The 25,166-nt window shown below is 60.1% G+C and carries 19 protein-coding genes and 1 riboswitch; of the genes, 3 read left to right on the top strand and 16 right to left on the bottom strand.

Annotated features, from left to right (window positions below; all coding sequences use genetic code 11):
* Nucleotides 1–165: 165 nt before the first annotated feature.
* Entirely contained in the window at nt 166–1,224 is a 1,059-nt protein-coding gene (locus ARC85_RS01955) for a ribonucleotide-diphosphate reductase subunit beta (RefSeq protein ID WP_022990159.1), read from the bottom strand.
* Nucleotides 1,225–1,251: 27 nt separating this feature from the next.
* Nucleotides 1,252–4,014 (bottom strand): ribonucleoside-diphosphate reductase subunit alpha, encoded by a 2,763-nt coding sequence (locus ARC85_RS01950; RefSeq protein WP_228224563.1) that lies wholly within the window; start codon nt 4,012–4,014, stop codon nt 1,252–1,254.
* A gap of 130 nt (nt 4,015–4,144) precedes the next feature.
* Nucleotides 4,145–4,341, bottom strand: a riboswitch (cobalamin riboswitch).
* A 105-nt stretch (nt 4,342–4,446) separates the two neighbouring features.
* Here ARC85_RS01950 and ARC85_RS01945 point away from each other — a divergent pair.
* Nucleotides 4,447–5,175 carry a DUF3047 domain-containing protein gene (locus ARC85_RS01945; RefSeq protein WP_278350842.1) on the top strand — a complete coding sequence of 243 codons (729 nt, stop codon included), beginning with the start codon at nt 4,447–4,449 and terminating at the stop codon, nt 5,173–5,175.
* A gap of 50 nt (nt 5,176–5,225) precedes the next feature.
* On the opposite strand, the gene ARC85_RS01940 is transcribed toward ARC85_RS01945, so the two are convergent.
* From ARC85_RS01940 to urtA, 9 genes are all read right to left on the bottom strand, one after another.
* On the bottom strand, nt 5,226–5,579 hold the full coding sequence (locus ARC85_RS01940) for a zinc ribbon domain-containing protein (protein ID WP_011787260.1): 354 nt from the start codon (nt 5,577–5,579) through the stop codon (nt 5,226–5,228).
* Nucleotides 5,580–5,582: 3 nt separating this feature from the next.
* Nucleotides 5,583–6,815, bottom strand: a complete 1,233-nt coding sequence (gene fmdA / locus ARC85_RS01935; RefSeq protein ID WP_023008410.1) for a formamidase — start codon at nt 6,813–6,815, stop codon at nt 5,583–5,585.
* A gap of 135 nt (nt 6,816–6,950) precedes the next feature.
* Nucleotides 6,951–7,994, bottom strand: a complete 1,044-nt coding sequence (locus tag ARC85_RS01930; protein WP_023011871.1) for an AAA family ATPase — start codon at nt 7,992–7,994, stop codon at nt 6,951–6,953.
* Nucleotides 7,995–8,009: 15 nt separating this feature from the next.
* Nucleotides 8,010–9,056 (bottom strand): aliphatic amidase, encoded by a 1,047-nt coding sequence (locus ARC85_RS01925; RefSeq protein ID WP_014423120.1) that lies wholly within the window; start codon nt 9,054–9,056, stop codon nt 8,010–8,012.
* Nucleotides 9,057–9,077: 21 nt separating this feature from the next.
* Nucleotides 9,078–9,767, bottom strand: a complete 690-nt coding sequence (gene urtE, locus ARC85_RS01920; protein WP_011787264.1) for an urea ABC transporter ATP-binding subunit UrtE — start codon at nt 9,765–9,767, stop codon at nt 9,078–9,080.
* A gap of 2 nt (nt 9,768–9,769) precedes the next feature.
* On the bottom strand, nt 9,770–10,528 hold the full coding sequence (gene urtD / locus ARC85_RS01915) for an urea ABC transporter ATP-binding protein UrtD (protein WP_011787265.1): 759 nt from the start codon (nt 10,526–10,528) through the stop codon (nt 9,770–9,772).
* Nucleotides 10,528–11,727: an urea ABC transporter permease subunit UrtC gene (gene urtC / locus ARC85_RS01910; RefSeq protein ID WP_121208004.1), complete on the bottom strand. Its 1,200-nt coding sequence runs from the start codon at nt 11,725–11,727 to the stop codon at nt 10,528–10,530. Before urtC ends, urtD begins: the two co-directional genes overlap by 1 nt.
* 9 nt (nt 11,728–11,736) lie before the next feature.
* Nucleotides 11,737–12,663, bottom strand: coding sequence for an urea ABC transporter permease subunit UrtB (urtB, locus tag ARC85_RS01905; protein WP_011787267.1), 927 nt, complete (start codon nt 12,661–12,663; stop codon nt 11,737–11,739).
* 80 nt (nt 12,664–12,743) lie between these two features.
* Complete coding sequence (urtA, locus tag ARC85_RS01900; protein WP_011787268.1) at nt 12,744–14,009, bottom strand: urea ABC transporter substrate-binding protein; 1,266 nt, start codon at nt 14,007–14,009, stop codon at nt 12,744–12,746.
* 301 nt (nt 14,010–14,310) lie between these two features.
* Here urtA and ARC85_RS01895 point away from each other — a divergent pair, with 301 nt between their 5' ends.
* Together ARC85_RS01895 and ARC85_RS01890 are read left to right on the top strand one after the other, a co-directional pair.
* Nucleotides 14,311–17,694 carry a hybrid sensor histidine kinase/response regulator gene (locus tag ARC85_RS01895; RefSeq protein ID WP_278350841.1) on the top strand — a complete coding sequence of 1,128 codons (3,384 nt, stop codon included), beginning with the start codon at nt 14,311–14,313 and terminating at the stop codon, nt 17,692–17,694.
* On the top strand, nt 17,681–18,586 hold the full coding sequence (locus ARC85_RS01890) for a response regulator (protein WP_228224560.1): 906 nt from the start codon (nt 17,681–17,683) through the stop codon (nt 18,584–18,586). The genes ARC85_RS01895 and ARC85_RS01890 overlap by 14 nt, the downstream gene beginning before the upstream one ends.
* A 12-nt stretch (nt 18,587–18,598) precedes the next feature.
* On the opposite strand, the gene ARC85_RS01885 is transcribed toward ARC85_RS01890, so the two are convergent.
* The 5 genes from ARC85_RS01885 to ARC85_RS01865 all read right to left on the bottom strand — a co-directional run bounded on the left by ARC85_RS01885 (nt 18,599) and on the right by ARC85_RS01865 (nt 25,151).
* The gene (locus ARC85_RS01885; protein WP_278350840.1) at nt 18,599–19,354 is read right to left on the bottom strand and encodes a substrate-binding periplasmic protein; all 756 of its coding nucleotides are present in this window, start codon (nt 19,352–19,354) and stop codon (nt 18,599–18,601) included.
* A gap of 164 nt (nt 19,355–19,518) precedes the next feature.
* Nucleotides 19,519–21,024 carry a sodium/proton antiporter NhaB gene (nhaB, locus tag ARC85_RS01880; RefSeq protein ID WP_041656555.1) on the bottom strand — a complete coding sequence of 502 codons (1,506 nt, stop codon included), beginning with the start codon at nt 21,022–21,024 and terminating at the stop codon, nt 19,519–19,521.
* A gap of 327 nt (nt 21,025–21,351) precedes the next feature.
* Nucleotides 21,352–23,184, bottom strand: a complete 1,833-nt coding sequence (glmS, locus tag ARC85_RS01875) for a glutamine--fructose-6-phosphate transaminase (isomerizing) (protein WP_286714210.1) — start codon at nt 23,182–23,184, stop codon at nt 21,352–21,354.
* Nucleotides 23,185–23,213: 29 nt separating this feature from the next.
* Nucleotides 23,214–24,578: a bifunctional UDP-N-acetylglucosamine diphosphorylase/glucosamine-1-phosphate N-acetyltransferase GlmU gene (gene glmU / locus ARC85_RS01870; RefSeq protein WP_183579560.1), complete on the bottom strand. Its 1,365-nt coding sequence runs from the start codon at nt 24,576–24,578 to the stop codon at nt 23,214–23,216.
* Nucleotides 24,579–24,728: 150 nt separating this feature from the next.
* A complete protein-coding gene (locus tag ARC85_RS01865; protein WP_014423136.1) occupies nt 24,729–25,151 on the bottom strand; it encodes a F0F1 ATP synthase subunit epsilon in 423 nt (140 codons plus the stop codon).
* Nucleotides 25,152–25,166 lie beyond the last annotated feature (15 nt).

Below are 25,166 nucleotides of genomic sequence, written 5' to 3'. Positions count from 1 at the left end.
GGAAGCGAGCAAGTTATGAGTGCTTACTCAAGCAACAATCAGGCCTATCGTAAAAAAACACGCTTTATCTGGTCAGTTAATATACAGACCAATGCTATTTCTATTCTGTTTTGTAAAGAACTCTGACAGATACCCACTTCTCAGAGCAGGTATCTGAATGCTCAATTACCACTCCAGCTGCGCGCCGGTCTGATACTCAATCACCCGGGTTTCAAAGAAGTTCTTCTCCTTGCGCAGGGTGGCCTGCTCGTCCAGCCAGGGCGATACGTTCTTCGCCCCCGGGAACGGTTCTTCCAGGCCCACGGTGCGGGCCCGGCGGTTGGCCACAAAGCGGAACTGTTCGCTGTGGTATTCCGCCGAGTAACCCAGGATCGGGTCCCGCAGCACGTAGTTGGCGTAAGCCATTTCCGCGGCTTCGGATTCGTCCCACATCTCACGCACCGCTTTCGGGTCCAGGGTGATTTTCTCTTCCTCGAGAATCTGGTTCACCACTTTCAGGCCGAAGGAGAAGTGCATGGCTTCGTCCCGCAGGATGTACTGCAACTGTTCACCGGTGCCCCGCATCAGGCCCCGGCGCTGCAGGGCGAAGATGGGGCTGAAGCCGTTGTAGAACCAGCAGCCCTCGAACACGGCGGCGAAGAACAGGTAGGACATCACGAAGTCCTGCAGCTCGTCCGGGTTGCGCAGGTTCATGTCGGAGCGCATGGCGGCGTCCAGCCGGCGGTTGGCCAACTGGATTTTGCCGTTGATCTCCGGCACCACGCGGTAGCGGTTGTAGATCTCGCTCTGGTCCAGGTTCAGTGTTTCAATGCAGTGCTGGTAGGTCCAGGTGTGCAGCGCTTCCTCGTACACCTGGCGGGCCTGGTAGATCTGCAGCTCCGGCGCGCTCATCTTCTCCATCACCGCCAGGCCGATGTTGCGCATGGCGAGGATGTCGGAGGTGGTCAGGTACGCCAGCACGTTCTCGTACACGTGTTTTTCCGCCGGTGTCAGCCGGTGGTGGTAGTCGTGAACGTCCTGCGCCATGTTCACGTCCAGCGGCGTCCAGTGGTTCTTGTTGGCGTTCATGAAGTACTCCCAGGCCCAGGGGTACTTGAACGGTGCCAACTGGTTGATGTCGGTCTCGCCGTTAATCACCCGCTTGTCGTCGACATTCACGGGCGCCGGGCCGCCGGTGGCGGCGGCAGCGGTTTGCGCTTTTGGTTCGTCGTCCCAGTCCAGCATGTGGGTGCCTCCCAAATAAGTAAATGGTTACTGACAAGCTTCGCAGTCGGGATTGTCGATGCTGCACACCTGCGGCTGTGGCGCCGACACCGGCGCGGTCTTCTCGGCGCCAGTGGCCCCCAGGGAGCGCAGGTAGTAGGTGGTTTTGAGGCCACGCTCCCAGGCCAGCTGATACAGGGCATCCAGCTTCTTGCCGCTGGGCTCGGCCATGTACAGGTTCAGACTCTGGGCCTGGTCCAGCCATTTCTGGCGCCGGGCCGCCGCTTCCACCAGCCAGCGCGGGTCAATCTCGAATGCTGTGGCGTAGCGGGCCTTGAGCTCCGCGGGGATGCGGTCGATCTGCTGCACACTGCCATCGAAGTATTTCAGGTCGTTCACCATCACGTTGTCCCACAGGCCTTCGGCCTTGAGATCACGCACCAGCGAGGGATTCACCACGGTGAACTCGCCGGACAGGTTCGATTTCACGAACAGGTTCTGGTACGCCGGTTCGATGGACTGGGACACGCCCACGATATTGGAAATGGTCGCGGTCGGGGCAATGGCCATCACGTTGCTGTTGCGCATGCCGTTTTTGGCAATCAGCTCCCGCACCGGGGTCCAGTCGAGGCGGCTGTGGGTATTGAGCGACAGGTCGCCGTCCCGGCGGTTGTCCTTCAGCAGGCCCACCGAATCCATCGGCAGGATGCCCTGGCTCCACAGCGAGCCGTCGTAGGTGTCGTAGGCGCCCCGCTCACCCGCCAGCGTGGCGGAGGCACGCAACGCGAAGTAGCTGAGTTGCTCCATGGCAACGTCGGCAAACTCCACCGCTTCCGGGCTGGAGTACGGCAGGCCCAGCTGGTACAGGGCGTCCTGGAAGCCCATCAGGCCCAGGCCCACCGGGCGATGCTTCAGGTTGGAATTGCGCGCCTGGGGCACGGCGTAGAAGTTAATGTCGATGACGTTATCGAGCATGCGCACGGCGGTGTTCACGGTGCGTTCCAGGCGCGTGACGTCCAGCTCGCCGTCCTTGATGTGGGCAGCCAGGTTCACCGAGCCCAGGTTGCACACCGCAATCTCATCGGCGCTGGTGTTCAGGGTGATTTCGGTACACAGGTTGGAGCTGTGCACCACGCCCTGATGCTGCTGCGGGGAGCGCAGGTTGCACGGGTCCTTGAAGGTGATCCAGGGGTGACCGGTCTCGAACAGCACGGTGAGCATCTTGCGCCACAGCTGTTTGGCCGGAATTTTCTTGAACAGCTTGATCTTGCCTTGCTCGGCCAGGGCTTCGTAGTGCTGGTAGCGCTCACGGAAGGCGTTGCCGTACAGGTCGTGCAGATCTGGCACATCGCTGGGGGAGAACAGGGTCCAGTCGCGGTCTTCGCGCATGCGTTCGATCAGCAGATCCGGCACCCAGTTGGCGGTGTTCATGTCGTGGGTACGGCGGCGCTCATCGCCGGTGTTCTTGCGCAGTTCCAGGAACTCTTCGATGTCCAGGTGCCAGCTTTCCAGATAAGCACAGACCGCGCCCTTGCGCTTGCCGCCCTGGTTCACCGCCACGGCGGTGTCGTTGACCACTTTCAGGAACGGCACCACGCCCTGGCTCTGGCCGTTGGTGCCCTTGATGTGGGAGCCCAGGGCCCGCACCGGGGTCCAGTCGTTGCCCAGACCACCGGCCCATTTGGACAGCAGGGCGTTATCGCGAATGGCCCCGTAAATGCCCTCCAGGTCGTCGCCCACCGTGGTCAGGTAGCAGGACGACAGCTGGGAATGCCGGGTGCCGCTGTTGAACAGGGTGGGCGTGCTGGCCATGTAATCGAAACTGGACAGCAGCTCATAGAATTCGATGGCGCGGGCGTTGGGGTCGTCCTCACGCAGTGCCAGGCCCATGGCCACCCGCATGAAGAACACCTGGGGCAGTTCCAGGCGGGCTTTGTTCCAGTGCAGGAAGTAACGGTCGTACAGGGTTTGCAGGCCCAGGAAGCCGAACTGGAGATCGCGTTCCGGTTTCAGGGCGTTGCCAAGGCGTTCCAGATCAAAGGCCGCCAGGGCTTCGTCCAGCAGTTCGTAGCGGATACCGGCGTGAACAAAGGCGCTCAGGGCCTGTGGATAAATCTCCGCCAGCGGAAGACTGCGGGGCAGGTCCAGGGCTTCCGCTGTTTCCAGCCGGAGCTGTTCCAGCAGCAGGCGGGCGGTTACGGCGCTGTAGTCGGGTTCCCGTTCAATGCGGCCCCGGGCGGTCATGATCAGGGCAGACAGGACTTCGGTCTCTTCGATGCCGTCGTAGAGGTTGCGCAGGGCATCTTCCACCAGCGAATCGCCGTTGATGCCGTCCAGGCCGGTAGCCGCCTGTTCCACCTGCTGCTTCATCAGGCCCAGGTCCAGCGGGGCGATGCTGCCATCGGCTTTTTTCACGGTCAGGTGCGGATGCGCTTCCACCGGCTCGTCCACGGCGCGCTGGCGGGCGTGTTCTTCACGGTACAGAACGTAGGCCCGGGCCACTTTCTGCTCTTCGGCCCGCATCAGGGCCAGTTCCACCTGGTCCTGGATGTCTTCGATGTGCACCTTGCCACCAGCTTTGAGGCGGCGGCTGATGGCCTGCACTACCTGTTCGGTAACCCGGTGCACGGCGTCGTTGATGCGGGCGGAACCGGCTGCCTGGTCCCCTTCCACCGCCAGGAAGGCTTTGGTCACCGCCACACTGATCTTGGCCGGGTTGAAACTCACCAGGGTGCCGTTTCGTTTGATAACTTGCAGGGATTGGGTATCGGTCGCGGGGGCCGGGGGTTCGGCAATGGCAGTGGCTGTCATGGTGCTCTCCTGAATTCGCGTTGGTTCCGTTTCACCCTCGCGAACGCAGTGGCACACCTTGCCCCGAATACGGGCAGGCCTGACCAATCTGCTCACCCTTGAATCGCGAAGGTGCAGTCCAGAAACCCATGGGGGCTTCTGATCCCTGGTAGGTCTTCGGACTCAGGGGCGTGAACCTTTCAGCTCTGCCTAACGTGGCGACTTCCCGGCTTGCGCCAGTGTCATCTTGCCACGCTCGTTCCCCAATACCGCTGCGCGTCAGTTCCGGATTCTCACCGGATTCCCGACTACCCTGTGATCAAGATGATCAGAGCTTGATCACAATATATGGTAGTTAACCAAGGACCCGGTCACTATATAGGGCCGAATACGCCAAGACAAGGCACTTTTTGCAACAGCGCCTGTCCATCTCCAGACCACCGGATTTGAGGAATGAATGTGAGAATTTCGCTGCTTTTGGCCAGTACCCTGACGCTCGGTCTCGCCGCCAGCCCGGTGTGGGCAGAAACAGACCGGCTAACCCGGTTCTCCACCATGACCTCACTGGAGGACGGCTGGGAGCCCCTGACCTTTCCGAACATCGAGACACATACCCGCTACACCCTGGACACGGACGACGGCCAGCAGGTGGTCCGTGCCGACGCAGACGACAGCGCCTCCGGGCTGATTGCCCGTGTTGAGCTGGTGCCCGGCGACTCGCTCACGTTGTCATGGCGCTGGAAGGTGTCGAACATCTACGAAGCCGGCAACGCCCGCGAAAAATCCGGTGATGACTACCCTGCCCGCATCTACGTCGCCTTTGAGTTTCAACCGGACAAAGCCGGTTTTTTTGAACGGGCCAGGCGCAAGACCGTGGAAGTGCTGTTCGGCGAGACCCTGCCCGGCAACGCCCTGAACTACATCTGGGCCAATCAGCTACCAGAACAGAGCATGGTCGCCAACGCCTACACCGACAAAACCATGATGATTGCCGTCAACTCCGGGCCGTCGCAGGTGGGCGAATGGGTGACCGTTACCCGGGATCTGGTGGCAGATTACCGGCAGGCCTTCGGCGAAGAACCGCCCGCCATTGTGGGCGTGGCCATCATGACCGACGCCGACAACACCGGCGAGCAGGCCACGGCCTGGTATGGCGACCTCACCCTCGAGCACAACCAGTGAGCAGCCATAAAAAAGGCCCCTCAAGGGGGCCAAACACGTGAAAGCAATGGTCAGTGGCTGATCATCCAGGGCCGCATGGACGGGAACATCTTCTTGCCGTCGGCGGTGTAGAACAGCATGTGTTTACCGTCCGACTTTTTCTTGCAGCCACAACTCTTGCGGTGCTCGGCGTCCCGGGCCCGCTGGTCGGCGGTGGAGATGATGGGCTCGTGGCTCGCCTTCTCATTCCGCGCCTCCGCGTTGCGGCGGGCCGGGTCCATGGCCAGGAGCTCCGGCGGCAGCACAATCACCCGGGGTGACAGCGCCTTGCAGGTGGGGCAATGGGCCGGGTTACCGGCTTCGGCCATGGCGCCCAGTTCCTGGAACAGCCCGTGTTCCCGGCATTTGTAGTCGTACAGTGGCATGGCTTACTCCTTGTCCGGTGAAAGGGGTACGTCGGTGCCCGGCGTGACCTTCCTGGTCGGTCCTTCCGCCGTGGGGTTGATGTCGAAGTCAAAAATCTCGGTCGGCAACCACAAGGTGGCGCAGGCGTTGGGCACATCCACCACGCCACTGATGTGGCCTTCCACCGGCGCACAGCCAAGCAACGCGTAGCCCTGAGCCGGGGTGTAACCGAACTTGGTCAGGTAGTTGATGGCGTTGAGGCAGGCCTGGCGGTAGGCCACGTGCACGTCCAGGTAGTGCTGCTGGCCCTCTTCATCCACCGAGATGCCCTCGAAGATCACATAGTCCTCGTAGCGCGGCTTGATGCTGCTGGGTTTGAAGACCGGGTTCTTGATGCCGTATTTGGCCATACCGTCCTTGATCAGGTTCACCCGCAGGTGAATCCAGCCGGCCATTTCGATGGCGCCGCAGAAGGTAATCTCGCCGTCGCCCTGGCTGAAGTGCAGGTCGCCCACCGACAGGCCTGCCCCCTTCACATAGACCGGGAAATACACCTTGGAACCACGGGACAAGTCCTTGATGTCGCAGTTACCACCGTGCTCCCGGGGCGGTACGGTGCGGGCGGCTTCCAGCGCCGCCTCTTTGGCGGCATCCCCCGCCAGCTTGCCCAGGTGGGCGGTGTCGGCGTAGGGCAGGTTCGCCAGGCCGGGCACCCGATCCGGCTCGGTGTCGTACAGTTCTTTCTCGCGCTTGTTCCACTCCGCCAGCATTTCCTTCGACGGCAGGCAGCCGATCAGGCCCGGGTGGATCATGCCGGCGAATTCAACGTTGGGGATGTGGCGGGATTTGGTGAACATGCCGTTGAAATCCCAGATGGATTTCTGGGCTTCCGGAAAGTGCTCGGTCAGAAAGCCGCCGCCGTTCTTCTTGGAGAAGAAACCGTTGAAGCCCCACTGGCTGTCCTTGAAGGCACCGATGTCGAGGATGTCCACTTCCAGCAGGTCGCCGGGTTCTGCGCCCTCCACGCCCACCGGGCCAGACAGGAAGTGAACCTGGGTCAGGTCCACGTCGCGCACGTCGTCGGCGCTGTCGTCGTTCTTGATCTGGCCACCGGTCCAGTCGTAACACTCGAGGATGAAATCGTCCCCGGGCTTGACCGTCGCCGCCATGGGAATGTCCGGATGCCAGCGGTTGTGGATATTCTCGTTCTCGTACGCGGATTTGCTCAAATCGATCTTGATGAGTGTTTCGGCCATAGCGGTCGCTCCTTGGTTCTTGGCGTTCGGCGTCTAAGCTTGGGAACGCAGTGCCCGACGGCGCCTGCGCTGACCGTTTCACTATCCGCGATACGCCACCGGCGCGGTATTCGCGAATTGCCCCCGGCACCTACGTCATTCGACGTATTGGCGCACCACGATCTCCTGCCCCTTGAGCTCGGCCAGAAATGAGGAATGCTCGGGATGCGCCAGCAACGCACGGGCCAGCGCCGGCTCCAGTTTCTGGCGGAACGCCCGTAGCATCTCGCGGGCGCCATAGCGGCTGTCGTAATCGCGGCACAACACACTGCGCAGCTCCACCGACAAATCCAGCGAGGCCTGTTTGCGGGCCAGGCGCTTGTTCAAGCCGGCCAGCTCAATCTCCAGAAGGGCATACAGCCACTGGTCTGTCAGGGGATTAAACGTAAGAATCTGGTCAATCCGGTTCAGGAACTCCGGGTCGAAATGGCGGCGCAGGGCCTTGTCCCGAAGGTTCTCCTGCGGGCCCGGCTCCAGCCCCAGCCAGCGGCGCCAGCCTCGCTGATAGCGATGATGGTGCGCTTCCGCTTCCAGGGCTCCGGCGTTGCTGGTCATAAAGATCAGCGTGTTGCGGAAGTCGATTTGCCGGTTGCCGGAGGGGAACACCAGCCGGCCGGTATCGAGCACATTAAGCAGGGTCCGGGTGACCTCCTTGCTGGCCTTTTCAAGCTCGTCGAACAGGACAATGCCCGGTTTGCTGAACGATCCCTGAACCTTCTCAAGATCAAACAGGCTGTGGCCTTCCTTGCTGCCCACATAACCGGGCGGCGCGCCGGTCAGCGCCGCCGCGTAGTGCTCCTGGGCCAGGGTGTTCATGTCGATGCGGCACAGGGCATCGCGGCTGCCATGAATGGCCTCGGCAATCAGCCGCACGGTTTCAGTCTTGCCCACCCCGGTCGGCCCCAGAAACAAGTGAACCGCCAGCGGGCGGTTCTCTTCACCGATGTCGGCCTTGACCCGAACCAGCATGGATTCCATCGCCTCCAGGGCGTGCTGCTGGCCCACGATATTGGCCCGCAGGCTCGCCATTACGGCATCCGGCTCAAAGCGGAACCGGGAAACACGAACCGGGCCTGAATCGGCCCGGTTCCTTGCCAGCGTTTCCCGGTTGGCTTCCAGCCGCTCATTGATAAACGGCATCGCGGTCTCCCGGGCTCAGGCCCCTGCAGTTTTTTCCTTGCCATCGAACGGCAGTTCACCCACCGGGCACTCCGCCGTGCCCACGGTTTTGCGGGTCATGGCCTCGACGTTTTCCTGGGCTTTCTGGGCGTCCATCACCCAGGTGCGATAGAACTCGAACGGGCAATCGGCCACGCCCTTGTCGCCATCACCGGAGTTGTGAACGCCGGTGTAGCCCCGGTGCAGCAGCTTGAACAGGTGGTTCTGGGACTGGTCGTTGGCGCGGGCGTCGCGGATCTGACTGACCGACAACTGGGCGTACTGAACCCCCATGTCCTCCTCTCCACATTCACCCAGGGTACGACCATCAAAGCCGATGATGGCCGAGTGCCCGAAGTACGAATACACCCCGTCAAAGCCGGAGGCATTAGCCACCGCCACGTAACAGTTGTTGGCCCAGGCCATGCTCTTGGCCATCATGATCTGCTGTTCCTTGGCCGGATACATGTAACCCTGGCACCGCACAATCAGCTCCGCCCCCTTCATGGCGCAGTCGCGCCAGATCTCCGGGTAGTTGCCGTCGTCACAGATGATCAGACTGATCTTCATCCCCTTCGGCCCCTCGGTCACATAGGTGGTGTCGCCGGGGTACCAGCCCTCAATCGGGCACCAGGGAATGCACTTGCGGTATTTCTGGACAATCTCACCCTCATTGTTGATCAGCACCAGGGTGTTGTAAGGCGCCTTGTTGGGATGATCTTCATGGCGCTCGCCGGTGAGCGAAAACACCCCCCAGGTGTTCGCCTCCCGGCAGGCCGCCGAGAAAATCGCTGTCTCGTCTCCGGGAATGGTGGCGGCGGTCTCCATCATCTCGTCGTTGTCGTACATGATCCCCATGGTGCTGTATTCCGGAAACACCACCAGATCCATCCCCGGCAGCCCCACTTTCATACCCTTGATCATGTCCGCAATCTTGCGGGCGTTGTCCAGCACCTCGGCTTTGGTATGCAGCCGGGGCATCTTGTAGTTCACCACCGCCACGCCGACGGTATCGTTACTGCTGGAAATATCACCGTGTCTCATATTTATTCCCCCTCAACAAAGCTAAACGGCCAGATAACTGGCAATCTTGTCCTGATCCGCCTCTTCCCGAAGCTCCTCGTGCACAATCTCCCCCTTCTCGATCACCAGAATCCGATCCGCCGCATCCATCACAAAGCTCAACACCTGCTCCGACACCACAATCGACAACCCCCGCTCGTCGCGAATCCGCCGAAGGGTTTTGGCAATGTCCTTGATGATGTTGGGCTGGATGCCCTCGGTCGGCTCATCGAGCAGAAGCACCTTGGGCCGGGTCGCGAGGGCCCGGGCAATGGCCAGTTGTTGCTGCTGCCCGCCGGAAAGGTTGCCGCCCCGGCGGTGCTGCATTTCCTTCAGCACCGGAAACAGCTCATAAAGGTCTTCCGGAATTTTCTTCTCGCCTACCGCGGCCAGACCGGTCTCGATGTTTTCCTTCACCGTCAGGGTCGGGAAAATCATCCGCCCCTGGGGCACAAACCCGATGCCGGCCCTCACCCGCTGGAAGCTCTTCAGGTTCGACAGGTCCGTGCCATCCAGCGTGACCTGGCCACCGCGGCTTGGAGTCATGCCCACCAGGGATTTCATCAGGGTGGTTTTACCCATACCGTTGCGGCCAACCACCGCCACGATTTCCTGCTTGCCCACCTCCAGGTTCAGGTCCTGGATGATGCTGCTCTGGCCATAGGCCACCGAATGTTGTTTGACGCTCAGCATGATCAATGCCCCAGGTAGACTTCGATGACTTTCGGGTCCGACTTCACGTGCTCGATGGACCCCTCAGACAGAACCTTGCCCTGGTGCATCACCGTGACCCGGTCTGCGATATCCCCGACAAACTGCATGTCGTGCTCGATCACCAGCACCGTGTGGTCTTTGGTAATGCGCCGCAGCAGTTCAGCGGTTTTCTTGCGCTCGGCCACCGACATGCCGGCCACCGGTTCATCCAGCATCAAGAGGTCCGGCTTCTGGATCAGCAGCATGCCAATCTCCAGCCACTGCTTCTGGCCGTGACTGAGCAGCGACGCCGGCTGGTCCAGGGCATCTTTCAGGAAGATGGTCTCGGCCACGTCTTCCACCGCAGCCACCACCTCAGCCGAGCGTTTGAAGGCCAGCGCCCCCATCACGCTGTGGCCCTGTGGATAAGACACCTCCAGGTTCTCGAACACCGTCAGGTCCTCGAACACCGACGGGGTCTGGAACTTGCGACCAACGCCGGAATGCACAATCTGGTGCTCCTTGAGTCTGGTCAGCTCCTTGCCATCAAACTTGATGGAACCCGAGGTCGCCTTGGTCTTGCCGCAAATCAGGTCCAGTACCGTGGTTTTGCCGGCCCCGTTGGGGCCGATGATGACCCGGATCTCTTTCGGGTCCAGGTAGAACGAGAGATCATCCACCGCCTTGAAGCCATCGAATGAGACGGTCAGGCCCTCGACTGCGAGCAGGAAGTCCTTGCTCTGTGCTTTGGCTGCGTTCATCAGGATTTCTCCGGGCTGTATTGGTCCAGCATCGGGTCGTAATCACGGCCCTCATCTTGGCGGGCAGCAGGCGCTGGCTTCGCCGGGGCGCTCACCGCTGCTTTCGGCTTGCGCTTGAACAGGCGGTCCTCCAGGGGCATCACGTAGGTCTGGTACAGGCCGGCCAGGCCATTCGGGAACGCCAGCACCACACCGATGAACAACGCGCCCATGGCGAACGGCCACAATTCCGGGAAGGATTCGGAGAAGCCGCTCTTGGCGGCGTTCACCAGCAACGCGCCGTAGACTGCGCCCAGAATCGACAGGCGACCCCCGAGGGCACAGAAGATGACCATTTCAATGGAGGCCACGATGCCGATGAACGAGGGCGACATGAAGCCGACAATCAGGGTGAACAGCGCGCCGCCAATGCCCGCAAAGGCGGCGGCCAGGCAGAACACGAAGATCTTGAAGGCGGCCACATCATAGCCGGAGAAACGCACCCGGTTTTCCTGGGCGTTCATGGCCACCAGGATGCGACCGAGCTTGCGGTTCTGGACAAACCGGGCCACGAACAGGCACACGAACAGCAGGCCCACGCACACGAAGTACAGGATGGTTTTGGCCTCATCGGTGCGGATGTCCCAGCCCATCAGGGTCTGCAGATCGGTAATGCCGTTTACACCCCCGGTGTAGCCCTGCTGACCAATGATCAGAATGGTCAGGATGGCTGCGATGGCCTGGGTGATGATGGCGAAGTAGACGCCCCCCACCCGGCGGGTGAACATCGCAAAACCGATGATGAATGCCAGCAGCACCGGCACACCGACGATCGCCAGCAGGGTGAACGAGAAGCTGTGGAACGGTTCCCAGAACCACGGCAGTTCGGTCAGCTGGTTCCAGTCCATGAAGTCCGGGATACCCGGGGTGGACTGGATGGCCGTGGCCTCCGGCGTGGAAGCCTCCAGCTTCAGGAACATGGCCATGCAGTAGCCGCCCAGGCCGAAGAACACGCCCTGGCCCAGGCTGAGGATGCCGGCTTTGCCCCAGCACATCACCAGGCCGATGGCCACGAAGGCGTAGGTGAGGTATTTACCCACCATGTTCAGGCGGAACGGGTCCAGCGCCAGCGGCAGGATGACGACCAGCAGCAACGCCAGTGCCAGATAGTAGAGCCCCTCTCGGGAGGCAAACCATTTCAAAGGGGAAGTGTTTTTCATGACAGTCTCCTAGCGACGGACCTTGAGCGCCATCAGGCCTTCCGGGCGCAGCATCAGGATGCCAACGACCACCAGCAGGGTGAGGACTTTGGCCATGGAACCACTGAGGAAGAACTCCATCGTGGACTGGGCCTGGGAAATACCGAAAGCAGAGACAATGGTGCCAATCAGACTCTGGGCACCGCCGAACACCACCACCAGGAAGGTATCGACAATGTAGGCCTGGCCGGAGGACGGGCCCGTAGAGCCGATCATGGTAAAGGCCGCACCGGCGATACCGGCAATGCCACAGCCCAGGGCGAAGGTCATACGGTCAACCCCGGCACTGTTGATGCCCACGGCTTCGGCCATCGGGCGGTTCTGTACCACGGCACGGACCTTCTTGCCCCAGCCGGAGCGGTACATCAGCAGGTAAACCCCCAGGGCGATGGACAGGGCAATGATCATCACGAACAGGCCGTTGATGGGCAGTTCCACCAGATCGGTAACCTGGATGGCGCCCATCATCCACTCCGGCAGTTCCACACCCACTTCCCGGGCGCCGAAGATGGAGCGGTAGGTTTGCTGCATGATCAGGCTCAGGCCCCAGGTGGCCAGCAGGGTGTCGAGCGGGCGCCGGTAGAGGTGCCGGATCATGGCCCATTCGATAAAGGCCCCGAGGGCCGCACAGATGAGAAACGCAATAATGATGGCGACGAAGAAGTATCCGCCAAACAGACCGGGCAGGACCGACTGGAAAAACCCGGAGACAAGGTAGGTGGTGTAGGCGCCGAGGATCATGAATTCCCCGTGGGCCATATTGATCACCCCCATCTGACCAAAAATGATCGCCAGGCCCAGTGCCATCAGTACGAATACCGAGAACAGGGACAGCCCGGCAAAGCCCTGCATGGCAAAAATCGACATCAATTCGCTGGTGGTGTATCCGTCAAACATGACCCTTACTCCCGTCGCTTAAGAACACGTGCTTGCGTCCGAGCCGGACGCCGGTGCCCGAAGGCACCGGCCACGGCTGCTTACTGGTAACCTTCCGGGAACGGATCGGGTTCCATCAGCTCGTCGGTTTCATAAACCACTTCATACTGGCCATCGGTTTTGGCGCGGCCGATGCGGGTCTTGGACCAGAGGTGATGGTTTTCGTGGATGCGGACATAGCCTTCCGGTGCCTTGGTAAATTCGATGCCGGGTGAGGCCTCACGAATCTTGTCGATGTCGAAGGAGCCGGCTTTTTCCACCGCCATCTTCCACAGCCACGGGCCGAGATAGGCCGCCTGGGTCACATCGCCAATCACCATGTCGTCACCCCAGGCTTCCTTGAAGGCGGCCACGAATTCTTCGTTGTTGGGGTTATCTAGGCTCTGGAAATACTTCATGGAGGCGTAGATACCTTCCACGTTCTCGCCGCCGATACCGCGGATTTCATCCTCGGTGACGGAGATGGTCAGCAGCAGCGGCTTCTCGTCGGTGAAATCGACACCGGCGGCTTTCATCTGCTTGTAGAAGGCCACGTTGGAACCACCGACCACCGACGCAAAGATCACGTCCGGCTTCTTGAGCTTGATCTTGTTGATCACGGAGTTGAACTGGGTGTGGCCCAGCGGGTAGTACTCCTCGCCCACCACTTTCAGGCCCAGTTTGTCGATGTGCTTGCGGGCAATTTTGTTGGAGGTACGGGGCCAGATGTAATCCGAGCCCAGCAGGTAGAAGGTTTTGGCGCCTTTCTCTTTCACCGCCCAGTCGATACCCGCCAGAATCTGCTGGGTGGCTTCCTGGCCGGTGTAGATCACGTTGGGTGACTGCTCCAGACCCTCGTAGAAGGTCGGGTAGTACAGCATACCGTTGTACTGCTCGATGACCGGCAGAATGGCTTTACGGGAAGCCGAGGTCCAGGCACCGAAGATGGCCGCGACGTTGTCCTGGCGAAGCAGCTTGCGGGATTTCTCCGCGAAGGTGGGCCAGTCACTGGCGCCGTCTTCCTGGACAAACTCGATCTGCCGGCCAAGGACACCACCGGACTCGTTGATCTGCTCAATGGCGAGCTTCTCGGCCTGCACCGAACCAATCTCACTGATGGCCATGGTGCCGGTGATGGAGTGCAGGATACCGACCTTGACGGTGTCGTCAGTGACCGCCAGTCCGGTGGTGTTTACCTCGTCGGTTGCCGGCGTGGCCGCCTGGGCCGACGTGGCCAGCATGATGGATGCGGCCAGGGTGGCCAGGCTCTTTCGCAGCCCTTTGCTCTTGTGACTCCGCCCTCCGGCGGCAATGGTTGTGGTTCCCATGGTCATTCCTCGCAGTGGTTGAAAGCCGGTACCGTGCTCCGCTCCGGAAGCACAGTGCCCACGTCAATCATTCTGCTCAGGCCTGTCATGGGTGCCCATTCGGCATTCACCCCAGCGTGGTACGTCATTTGACGCATACCCGTGCCAGGTCAGACAGGTTACAACCGCAGGCAACCCCAAGGCGCACATCCGTTGCACCGGTTTATGGCACGGTTCTTGTTCCAGCTTTCTGATCCGGTGCGTGACGGCAGCAAACGCGCACCAATTCAGGGCGGCCCGGCGGGCCAGGAGCAGGGCGGGAATGGCAGTAAAACAGAATATTTTTCGGGTCCGGCGTAGCTATAACCAATGGGTAGCCAACCAGACCCTGGAAGACTACGCCCTGCGCTTTACCGCCAAAAGTGCACGCCGGTGGTCGGCTGCGCGGGTCAGCCATACTGCGCTGGGGGCCATCTCGTTCCTGGCCATGGAGGCCATCGGCGGCTCCATTACCCTGCACTATGGTTTCGACAACGCCGTCGCGGCGATCCTCGCGGTCAGCCTGGTGATTTTCCTGACCGCGATCCCGATCAGCTACTACGCCGCCCGCTACGGGGTGGACATCGACCTGCTGACCCGGGGCGCCGGCTTCGGCTACATCGGCTCGACCATTACCTCGCTGATCTACGCCTCCTTTACCTTCATCTTCTTCGCCATTGAGGCCGCTATCATGGCGATGGCGCTGGAAATGCTGTTTGCCATTCCCCTGGTACTGGGTTACCTGATCTGCGCCGTGGTGATCATTCCTCTGGTCACCCACGGCATCACCACCATCAGCCGCTTTCAGGTGTGGACCCAGCCCCTGTTTATCCTGCTGCAGCTGGCGCCTTTCGTTTTCATCATCTACGCAGATGCCTCCTCCATCACCGACTGGACGCAGTTCCAGGGCGTGGGCCTGCCCGCCGACAATGGCTTTGACCTGCTGCTGTTCGGGGCGGCCGCCGCGGTGGTGTTCTCCCTGATTGCCCAGATTGGCGAACAGGTGGATTTCCTGCGCTTCATTCCCGAGCCCACCAATGCTCCGGAACGGCGCCGTTGGTGGGTGGCGGTGATGGCCGGCGGCCCCGGCTGGGTTGTCATCGGCATGGTAAAAATTCTGGCCGGCTCCTTTCTGGCCGTGCTTGCACTGAATCAGGGCATTTCCGCAACAGAAGCGGCCGACCCAACCCAGATGTATCTGGTGGCGTTCAACTACATCACCCATTCCCCCGAGCTCTCGCTGGCGATGGCCGGCATCTTCGTGATTCTGTGTCAGATCAAGATCAACGTGACCAATGCCTACGCCGGCTCCATTGCCTGGTCCAATTTCTTCTCCCGATTGACCCACAGCCACCCTGGCCGGGTGGTCTGGCTGGTGTTCAATGTCGCCATTGCCCTGCTGGTGATGGAACTTGGCGTGTATCGGGCACTGGAAGAGACCCTGGGATTCTACGGCATTGTCGCCATTGCCTGGGTGGGTGCCCTGGTGGCAGACCTGGTGATCAACAAACCCCTGGGCCTGAGCCCGGCCCATATCGAATTCAAACGGGCGCACCTGTACGACATCAATCCGGTGGGTGTGGGCGCCATGATCACCGCCTCGGTGGTGGGAATCACCTGCCACACCGGGGTACTGGGTGACTACGCCCAGGCCCTGTCCCATTTCATCGCCCTGGCGGTGGCACTGGTCACCGCGCCCCTGATTGCCTGGAAGACCGGCGGGCGTTTCTACACCGCCCGTCCGTTTGTGCCCCTGGCCACCGATCACCAACTGGTGGGGTGCAGCATCTGCGAACACCGCTTCGAGCCGGAAGATGTCACCCACTGCCCCGCCTACGATGGCGCTATCTGCTCGCTGTGCTGTTCGCTGGATGCCCGCTGTGAGGACGCCTGCAAACCGGGCGCCGGCTACCAGGAGCAGATGCAGCAGTTTCTCGGGCGGTTCCTTCCGGCGCCACTGCTGTCGGCACTGCGCTCCCGGCTCGGGCATTTCCTGTCGCTGCTGGTGGTCATCAACGGATTTTCCGCACTGCTGCTGTCGCTGATCTACTTCAAAACCCCGGTGGCTTCGCTTGCCGAGGCTACGCTGCTGTCTGTCACCCTGTGGAAAGTGTTCTTCATTCTGGTCATTGTCACCGGGGTGATCTGCTGGCTGTTTGTACTGGCCCATGAAAGCCGGGTAGTGGCGGAGGAGGAATCCCGGCGCCAGACCCGCCTGTTGACCGAGGAGATTGTCGCCCACGAACGCACCGACCAGGCCCTGCAGCAGGCCAAAGAGCAGGCCGAGGCCGCCAACGGCGCCAAGAGCCGGTACCTGACCGGAATCAGCCACGAGTTACGCTCGCCCCTTAACGCCATCCTCGGTTACGCCCAGCTCATGGAGAACGACGACTCGGTACCGCCTCATCGCAAGGAAGCCCTGGGGGTCATTCGCCGCAGCGGCGAATACCTGGCGGATCTGATTGAAGGGTTACTGGATATCTCAAAAATTGAGGCGGGCCGGCTGGATCTGCACCGTGACCAGGTGCGCATCGGGTTGCTGATGGAGCAGTTGGTCACCATGTTCCGGCTTCAGGCCGAAGAAAAGGGCCTGGCGTTTGACTACCACTGCCCTCACCCTCTGCCAGAACTGGTGACCACCGATGAAAAACGCCTGCGCCAGATACTGATCAATCTGTTGTCGAACGCCATCAAATACACCGACCAGGGCAGCGTGTCACTGACCCTCCGCTACCGCAGCCAGGTGGCGGAATTCACCGTGCGTGATACCGGCGAGGGCATTGCCGCAGAAAACATCGAACGCATCTTCCGGCCGTTTGAGCGTATCCGCAATCCCGGCCAGAGCCGCACCGGAACCGGCCTGGGCCTGACCATCACCCGACTGCTGACGGAAATCATGGGCGGCGACATCTCGGTGGAGAGCGAACCTGGCGAGGGCAGCGTGTTCAAGGTCAGCCTGATGCTGTCGAGCCTGCATTCCGCCAGCCCACGCTCGATCTCGACGCCAGCCCGCAGGATCTACGGCTACCATGGCGCCCGCCGGAAAATCCTGCTGGTGGATGACGACGACTCCCATCGTCAGGTGATCCGGGCCATGCTGTCGCCACTTGGCTTTGAAATCAGCGACACCGGCAATGCCATGACCGTTCCGGAACGAGTGGAACAGGAGCGCCCCAACCTGATTCTGCTCGATGTGTCGATGCCCGGGAAAAGCGGCTGGGAGGTGCTGGCCGAGCTCAGGGAAATGAAATACAACCTGCCCGTGGTGATGGTCTCGGCCGACGCCAACGAGGGCCACCATAGCGCCGAGGCACCGCGCCTGCACGACGGTTACATCATCAAACCGGTGCGACTGAACCTGCTGCTGGACACCATTGGCCGGGTCATGGGCCTGGACTGGCGCTTCGAGAAAAGCCCGGAGCCCCTGGCCGCGCTACCGCTGCCAGCCAGCGGCGCGCTTGAACTGCCCGCCCGGGAGCACTGCGAGGCGTTGGCAGACCTGGCCAGAATCGGCCATCGCAAGGGCCTGCTGGAGGCACTGCACAGCTTGCAGTATGCCGGAGACGCCAGTGACGCCTTCGTTCAGGAGATCACCAAATTCACCAACGATTTCCAGTTCGAGAAGATTCTCGAACTTCTTGAGGTAACCGAACATGAAGCATCCTGATGACCGCAAAACCGTGGTACTGGTCGTCGACGACGCCATCGATTCCATCCGCATGATCAATGATGCACTGGAAGAAGCTGGCATGACCGTGCTGGTGGCGCTGGAAGGTAATCAGGCCCTGACCATCAGCCAGAACATCACCCCCGATGTGGTGCTGATGGATGCGCTGATGCCGAATATGGATGGCTTCGAGACGTGTCGGCGACTCAAGGAAAACCCCGCCTTCGCGGACATTCCGATCATTTTCATGACCGGCCTGAGCGATACCGAACACGTGGTTATGGGCCTGAATGCCGGCGGCGTGGACTATGTTACCAAGCCCATCGACACCACCGAGTTACTGGCCCGCATGGCGGTGCACCTGGCCAACGCCAGAATGACCCGCAGCGCCCGTTGCGCGCTCGATACCGCCGGTCAGAACCTGTTTGCGGTCGACCGCGAGGGCAACCTGCTGTGGGGTACCCCGCAAGTATGCCGTTGCCTGCCGCCGCCGGATCACGAGGACTTCCAGGGAGTACGGGAACAACTTGAGGACTGGCTGGGCCACCGACCGGATCCCGGCCACAGTCTGCCCATCCGGTTGCTGGACACGCCCCGCTCCATCGAATATCTGGCCCTGGTGGATGACCAGGAATACCTGTTGCGTCTGAAAACACCCCAGAACCAGAACAGCGCCTCAGCGGCGCTGCGGGAACGTTTTGATCTTACCCTGCGGGAGTCGGATGTCCTGCTGTGGATCGCCAATGGCAAGACCAACCGGGAAATCGGACAGATTCTGGAGATGAGCCCCCGCACCGTGAACAAACACCTGGAGCAGGTGTTCCGGAAGATGAATGTGGAAAACCGGACGGCGGCAGCGGCCAATGCCATTCGGGTGCTGGCAACGCTTTAAAACCTGCCGGTGTTACCGGTACTGCTCCGGGAATCCTGGCACCACATAGGTTTGCTGAAACCGTCGCACCGGCGGTACTTCGCCCTTTTCGGCCAGGCGCAGGTAAGCGTCGTCAAAGGCCTCACGTAGAATGGCCGCACGCGGATTGGCCAGGGAAAACAGCCAGGCGCCATTGCGGCTGCGCATTTCCGATTCGCGAATCTCGGCATCTGTCGTCCGGCTCAGGGTTTCCTGCACCGGTTGCCGGTAGTCCAGCAGGTAATCACCGCGATGACGCTTGAGCATATTGAGGCCGGAGCGATGGTTCGGTGCTTCGGTAATCTGGATATCGGGCTGGGAGGTCAGCCAGTCTCTGAGGCCGGCGTAGGTATAGCCGCCGATCAGAATCACGGTTTTGTTGCGCAGGCGATCCATATGATCCACTGGCGGCACGCCCTCCAGATACCAGGCACTCAGTTCCACCGGAATCGGGCTGATCCAGCTTTCGAGAATGTCGTCTTTTAAAGCGGGAATGTCGGTTAGCCCCATCCACAAATCGATCGTGCCGTTTTTCAGATAGAGGTAGGTGCGGGCCACCGGCAGGTAGATGAATTCCAGTTGGTAACCCGCCTCTGTCGCTACCTTGCGGGTAATGTCCACAAACTCTCCGGCAGGCTCGCCCTTGTCATCCCGATAAGTGACCGGCGGAAACTCAACATAAGCAACCCGTATGGTTTTATCGACAAAAGCCTCCGAATCTGAGGCACGGACAGCGGTGGGATAGAACAAATATGAGAAAACCAGAACAAGAAAAAGCGCCATCAGACAGGCGCGCGAAAGGGTCGATTGGGGTTGTTGACAACTGCGCATGTATACCGCTTTTCTTTTATCTGTTTACCTGAAGGTTAACAGATCCTATGAAAACTGTGCGGTGAAATATGCAAAACCTTGACTCAGAACGCGTGGGTGACCATGTACAGACCGACGCCACCCATCACGATGGTGTAAGGCAACGCCATGATCACCATGCGCCCGTAGGACAAACGCACCAGAGGTGCAATGGCTGAGGTCAGCAGGAACAGGAACGCCGCCTGGCCATTGGGTGTAGCTACGCTCGGCAGGTTGGTACCGGTATTGATGGCTACGGCCAGGGTCTGGAAGTGCTCGTAGCTGATGCTGCCGGCGTCCAGCGCCTGTTTCACTTCGCTGATGTAGACGGTCGCCACAAACACGTTGTCGCTGATCATCGACAACAGCCCGTTGGCAATGAAGAACATGCCCGGCTGCTGGCCTTCAGGCAGCGCCAGTACGTAATCAATGATCGGTTTGAACAGGTGCTGCTCGTGAATCACCGCCACCACGGCGAAAAACACCACCAGCAATGAGGTAAAGGGCAGGGATTCCTGGAACGCCTTGCCAATCTGGTGTTCGTCCGTCACGCCGGTAAAGGAGGTAATCAGGATAATCACCAGCAGGCCAATCAATCCTACTTCGGCGATGTGGAATGCCAGACCAAACACCAGAATGACCGCGGCCACCGCCTGAATCCAGAGCGCCGCCTGATCAGACTTGGTGCGCCGAGCCTTTTCATTATCAGCGAACTCTTCCAACACCCGTCGCACCGGCTTGGGCAGTCGACCGCCATAGCCAAACCAGCGTAGTTTCTCCAGCGCCCAGCACGTGGCCAGACCGGCGAACAAAACCGGAATACTCACCGGTGCCATGTGCAGGAAAAAGCCGGCGAAATCCCAGCCAACCACCTTGGCGATCAGCAGGTTCTGGGGTTCACCCACCATGGTGGCGACGCCGCCCAGAGCGGTACCGATCGCCCCGTGCATCAGCAGGCTGCGGAGAAAGGCACGGAAGTTTTCCAGATCTTCCCGGTGCAGCTCAATCACTTCGTCGTCGCTGTTGGTGTTGTGGTCTTTCTGCTGGTAACCCTTGCCGGATGCCACCTTGTGATAGACCGAGAAGAAACCTACCGCAACGCTGATGATGACGGCGGTGACGGTCAGGGCATCGAGAAACGCAGACAGCACCGCTGCAGCGCTGCAGAACAGCAGCGACAACGCCGACTTGGACCGCACCCCCACCAGAATCTGGGTGAAGGTCACCAGCAGCAGCTCTTTCATGAAGTAAATACCCGCCACCATGAACATCAGCAGCAGGATGACCGGGAAATTGGTCAGAACCTCATGGTACACCGCATCCGCCGACGTCAGCCCGATCAGCAGGGCCTCCACCGCCAGCAGGCCCCCCGGCAACAGTGGATAGCACTTCAGTGCCATCGCCAGCGTAAAAATAAACTCACCGATCAACAGCCAACCCGCCACGCCGGGCCCAAGCAGATACATGACAATCGGATTGATGACCAGAAACAGCAGAATGACCTGCTTGTACCAGACAGGTGCCTTGCCAAGGAAATTATGGGTAAAGCCGGAGATAACAGTCGTGGGCATTACAGACATCTTCTGAGAAATCGGTTTGTTGGTATTGTGCGCCAGAAGACCCGCATCTTCCTTGATATTTACGTACCGGAGTATGGTCCAAAGGTACGAATTTCAGTCCGCTTTTGGTCTTAATAACAAAAAGAAGGCGAGATAGAGCCGGGCACCACAGGAAATTTAAGTAATACTACTTAATTACTGCCGAAACGGCGACGGTATTTTAACCGATTTCTCGATTAACAAGGTAACTTTCTGAACAAATGACGGTCATGCCTAATATTGGATCTGATATTTTCAGGACCGGATCCAGGCAGGCTCCGGCCCATTCTAAATGGTGGCCTATTCCACCGTCACACTCTTGGCCAGGTTCCGGGGCTGGTCCACATCCGTACCCTTCAACACCGCCACGTGATAAGACAGCAACTGCAGCGGCACGGTGTACACGATGGGCGCGGTGATCTCATGCACGGATGGCAGTTGCATCACGTGGATGCCTTCTTCCGGCTTCACATCCGCCGCCTTGTCGGCAAACACGAACAGCTCACCGCCACGGGCGCGAACTTCCTCCAGATTGGATTTCAGCTTTTCCACCAGGTCGTTGTTCGGTGCCACCGTGACTACCGGCATTTCACTGTCCACCAAGGCCAGCGGACCGTGTTTGAGCTCGCCGGCGGGATAGGCCTCGGCGTGGATGTAAGAGATTTCCTTGAGCTTGAGGGCCCCTTCCATCGCCACCGGGAACTGAGAGCCGCGGCCCAGGAACAGGCTGTGGTTCTTGTCCATAAACGCCTTGGACATCTCTTCAATGTCGGCATCCAGGGCGAGGACATCACTCACCTGCTTGGGCAACTGATGAATGGCAGCAACGATGTCTGCCTCTTTCTCTTCGCTCAGGCCATTGTGGCGTGCCAGCGCCAGGGTGAAGATCAGCAACGCGGTCAGCTGGGTGGTGAACGCCTTGGTCGACGCCACACCAATCTCCGGGCCGGCCTGGGTCATGATCACCAGATCGGATTCCCGCACCAGGGAGCTGCCCGGCACGTTGCAGATGGCCAGAGCCGCGCGGAAGCCCGCCTGTTTGGCCTGACGCAATGCCGCCAGGGTGTCGGCAGTTTCACCGGACTGGGAAATGCACAGGAACAGGGTGTCGGGCTGGATGACGTGTTTGCGGTAACGGAATTCGGACGCCACTTCCACCGAACAGGGCACGCCGGCCAGCTCCTCAATCCAGTAGCGGGCCACCATGCCGGCGTGGTAGGAAGTGCCACAGGCGATGATCTGAACGTGACGCACGTTATCCAGCAGGTTGGCCGCATCGGTTCCCAAGGCTTGCTCCAGAACCCGGCTGTCGGTAATCCGGCCTTCCATGGTGGCCTTGATCACTTTCGGCTGCTCGTAGATTTCCTTGAGCATGAAGTGGCGGTATTCACCTTTGTCTGCAGAGTCAGCACCGTGTTCAAAACGGGTAATGGTCCGCTCCACCGGCTGACCACTGCGATCGTGGATGCGGATGCTGTCCTTGCGGATATCGGCGATATCGCCCTCTTCCAGGAACATGAATCGGTCGGTCACCGGCAACAGGGCCAGCTGGTCAGACGCGATAAAGTTCTCGCCAATACCGACGCCAACTACCAGAGGGCTGCCCTCGCGACAGACCACCAGGTGATCCGGCTCATCGGCGTGAACAACGGCCAGGGCGTAGGCACCGCGCAAACGCTTAATGGCCGCCTTTACCGCTTCATAGAGTTTGCCCTGTTCACGGAAGTATTTCTCGATCAGGTGCGCGACAACCTCGGTATCGGTCTGGGAGGTGAACTCAAAACCCTCGGCCCTGAGTTCATCCCGGAGTTCCTGGTAGTTCTCGATGATGCCGTTATGGACGATGGCCAGCCGCTCGCCGGACATATGGGGATGGGCATTCACCTGCGAGGGCTCGCCGTGGGTGGCCCAGCGAGTGTGGGCGATACCCAGGTGACCAGCCAGGGGGTTTGCTTCAATGGCATCAGCCAGGGCCGCCACCTTGCCAACTTCCCGGGCTCGCTGCACCAGGTGCTGGCCATTGATGACGGCCATGCCGGCGGAGTCGTACCCCCGGTATTCCAGGCGGCGCAGGCCCTCCAGCAGAATACCCTGGACATCCCGTTCAGATACCGCTCCTACAATCCCACACATGCTGTTATCACCTGTTCGTTAATCGTTGGTTACGCTTTTTTCGGCCGTTCCCAGCCGGCGATGTTACGCTGCTTGCCACGGGCCACCGCCAGTTCCCCTTCGCTGATATCGCGGGTAATGGTCGAGCCGGCACCAATGGTGGCCTGTTCCGCTACGTTCACCGGGGCGACCAGTGAGGTATTGGAGCCGACAAATACCCCGTCACCCAATACCGTCTGGTGTTTGTTCACACCATCATAATTGCAGGTGATGGTACCTGCACCCACATTCACATTACGGCCCAGTGAGGCATCACCAACGTAACTGAGGTGATTGATCTTGCTGCCCTCACCCACCACGGCCTTCTTGGTTTCGACAAAATTGCCAACCTTGGTGTTGGCGGCCAGTTCAGTTCCCGGGCGCAGACGCGCGAATGGCCCGATCTGGGCGTTGGCACCCACTACAGCACCTTCAATCACGCTGTTGGCCTTGATCTCGGCACCGTCGGCGATGGTGGCGTCTTTGATCACACAGTTGGGTCCGATCACGACGTTGTTGCCGAGGCTCACCCGGCCTTCAAAGACCGCATTCACGTCTATCCACAGGTCGTTGCCAATGGTGAGCTCACCGCGCACCTCAATGCGGGCCGGGTCCGCCAGGGATGCACCCTCGGTCATCAAACGCTCGGCTTGCTGACGCTGGTACCAGCGCTCCAGTTCCGCCAGTTGCAGGCGGTTATTCACGCCCTGAACCTCAAACGGATTCAGCGGCTGGGAAACCGTCACTGACAAGCCGTGGTCCACCGCCATCGCGATAATGTCAGTCAGATAATACTCGCCCTGGGCATTGCTGTTGGACAGAGCGGGCAGCCATTGCTTCAGATGACTGGCTGAAACCGCGAGAATGCCGGTGTTCACTTCCTGAATCTGCTGCTGTTCAGCGGTCGCGTCTTTCTGCTCAACGATGGCCTGAACCAGGCCTTCTTCGTTGCGAACGATCCGGCCATAACCGTGGGGGTTGTCCATATCCACCGTCAGCAAAGCCAGATTCCGTTCGTCCAGGTCCGCGACCATGGTTTCCAGGGTATCTTTGCGAGTCAGAGGGACGTCACCGTACAACACCAACACCCGGGCATCATCCGGCAGTGCCGGCAGCGCCTGGGCCACGGCATGGCCGGTTCCCAGCTGTTCGGTCTGCAACACCCAGTTCACCGAGTCGTCTTCCAGTGACGCCCGAACCTGATCGGCTCCGTGACCAATCACCGTGTGAATTTTCTCCGCGCCCAGTTGTTTTGCGGTATCAACCACATGGTGCAGCATGGCTTTACCCGCCACCGGATGCAGTACCTTGGGCAGGGAGGATTTCATGCGGGAGCCCTGGCCTGCGGCCAGGATCACAACGTGTAACGGGCTCATGGGGCAATCAGCTCCGGTATTCAAAACGTCCATAAATGAAAAAACCGCGTCCCGGTGGAATCGCCGACACTCCGTTTCCGGAATACCGGGCCCTCCACCTGAGGATGCGGTTCACTGTCAGGCCAGTCCGGGCGCTGACACAGGCTCTGCTTAACGCAGGTGCTTGCGCAGCTTCTGGATGGTGCGCAGCTGAGCGGCAGCTTCGGCCAGCTCGGCAGCAGCACGCGAGTACTCGAACTCGCCTGTCTTGTTCGCCAGTGCCTTCTCGGCTTGCTTCTGGGCTTCCAGGGCCGCTGCTTCGTCCACATCCTTTGCACGAACGGCGGTGTCGGCCATCAGGGTAACCAGATTGGGCTGTACTTCCAGGTAACCACCGGATACGTACAGAATCTCCTCACTGCCACCCTGCTTGATGATCCGCACTGCGCCGGGCTTCAGCTCGGTCAGTAGCGGAGCATGGCCATACTGGATGCCAAGCTCACCTTCGGTACCGGTGGCGATCAGCATCTCCACCAGGCCCGAATAGATTTTTTCCTCGGCACTTACGACGTCACAATGTACGGTCATAGCCATTTCATACGCCTCTTG

The sequence above is a fragment of the Marinobacter sp. tcs-11 genome, assembly GCF_002049515.1.
GTDB classification, from domain to species: Bacteria; Pseudomonadota; Gammaproteobacteria; order Pseudomonadales; family Oleiphilaceae; genus Marinobacter; species Marinobacter nauticus.
This window is presented reverse-complemented; position numbering and strand designations above follow the sequence as displayed.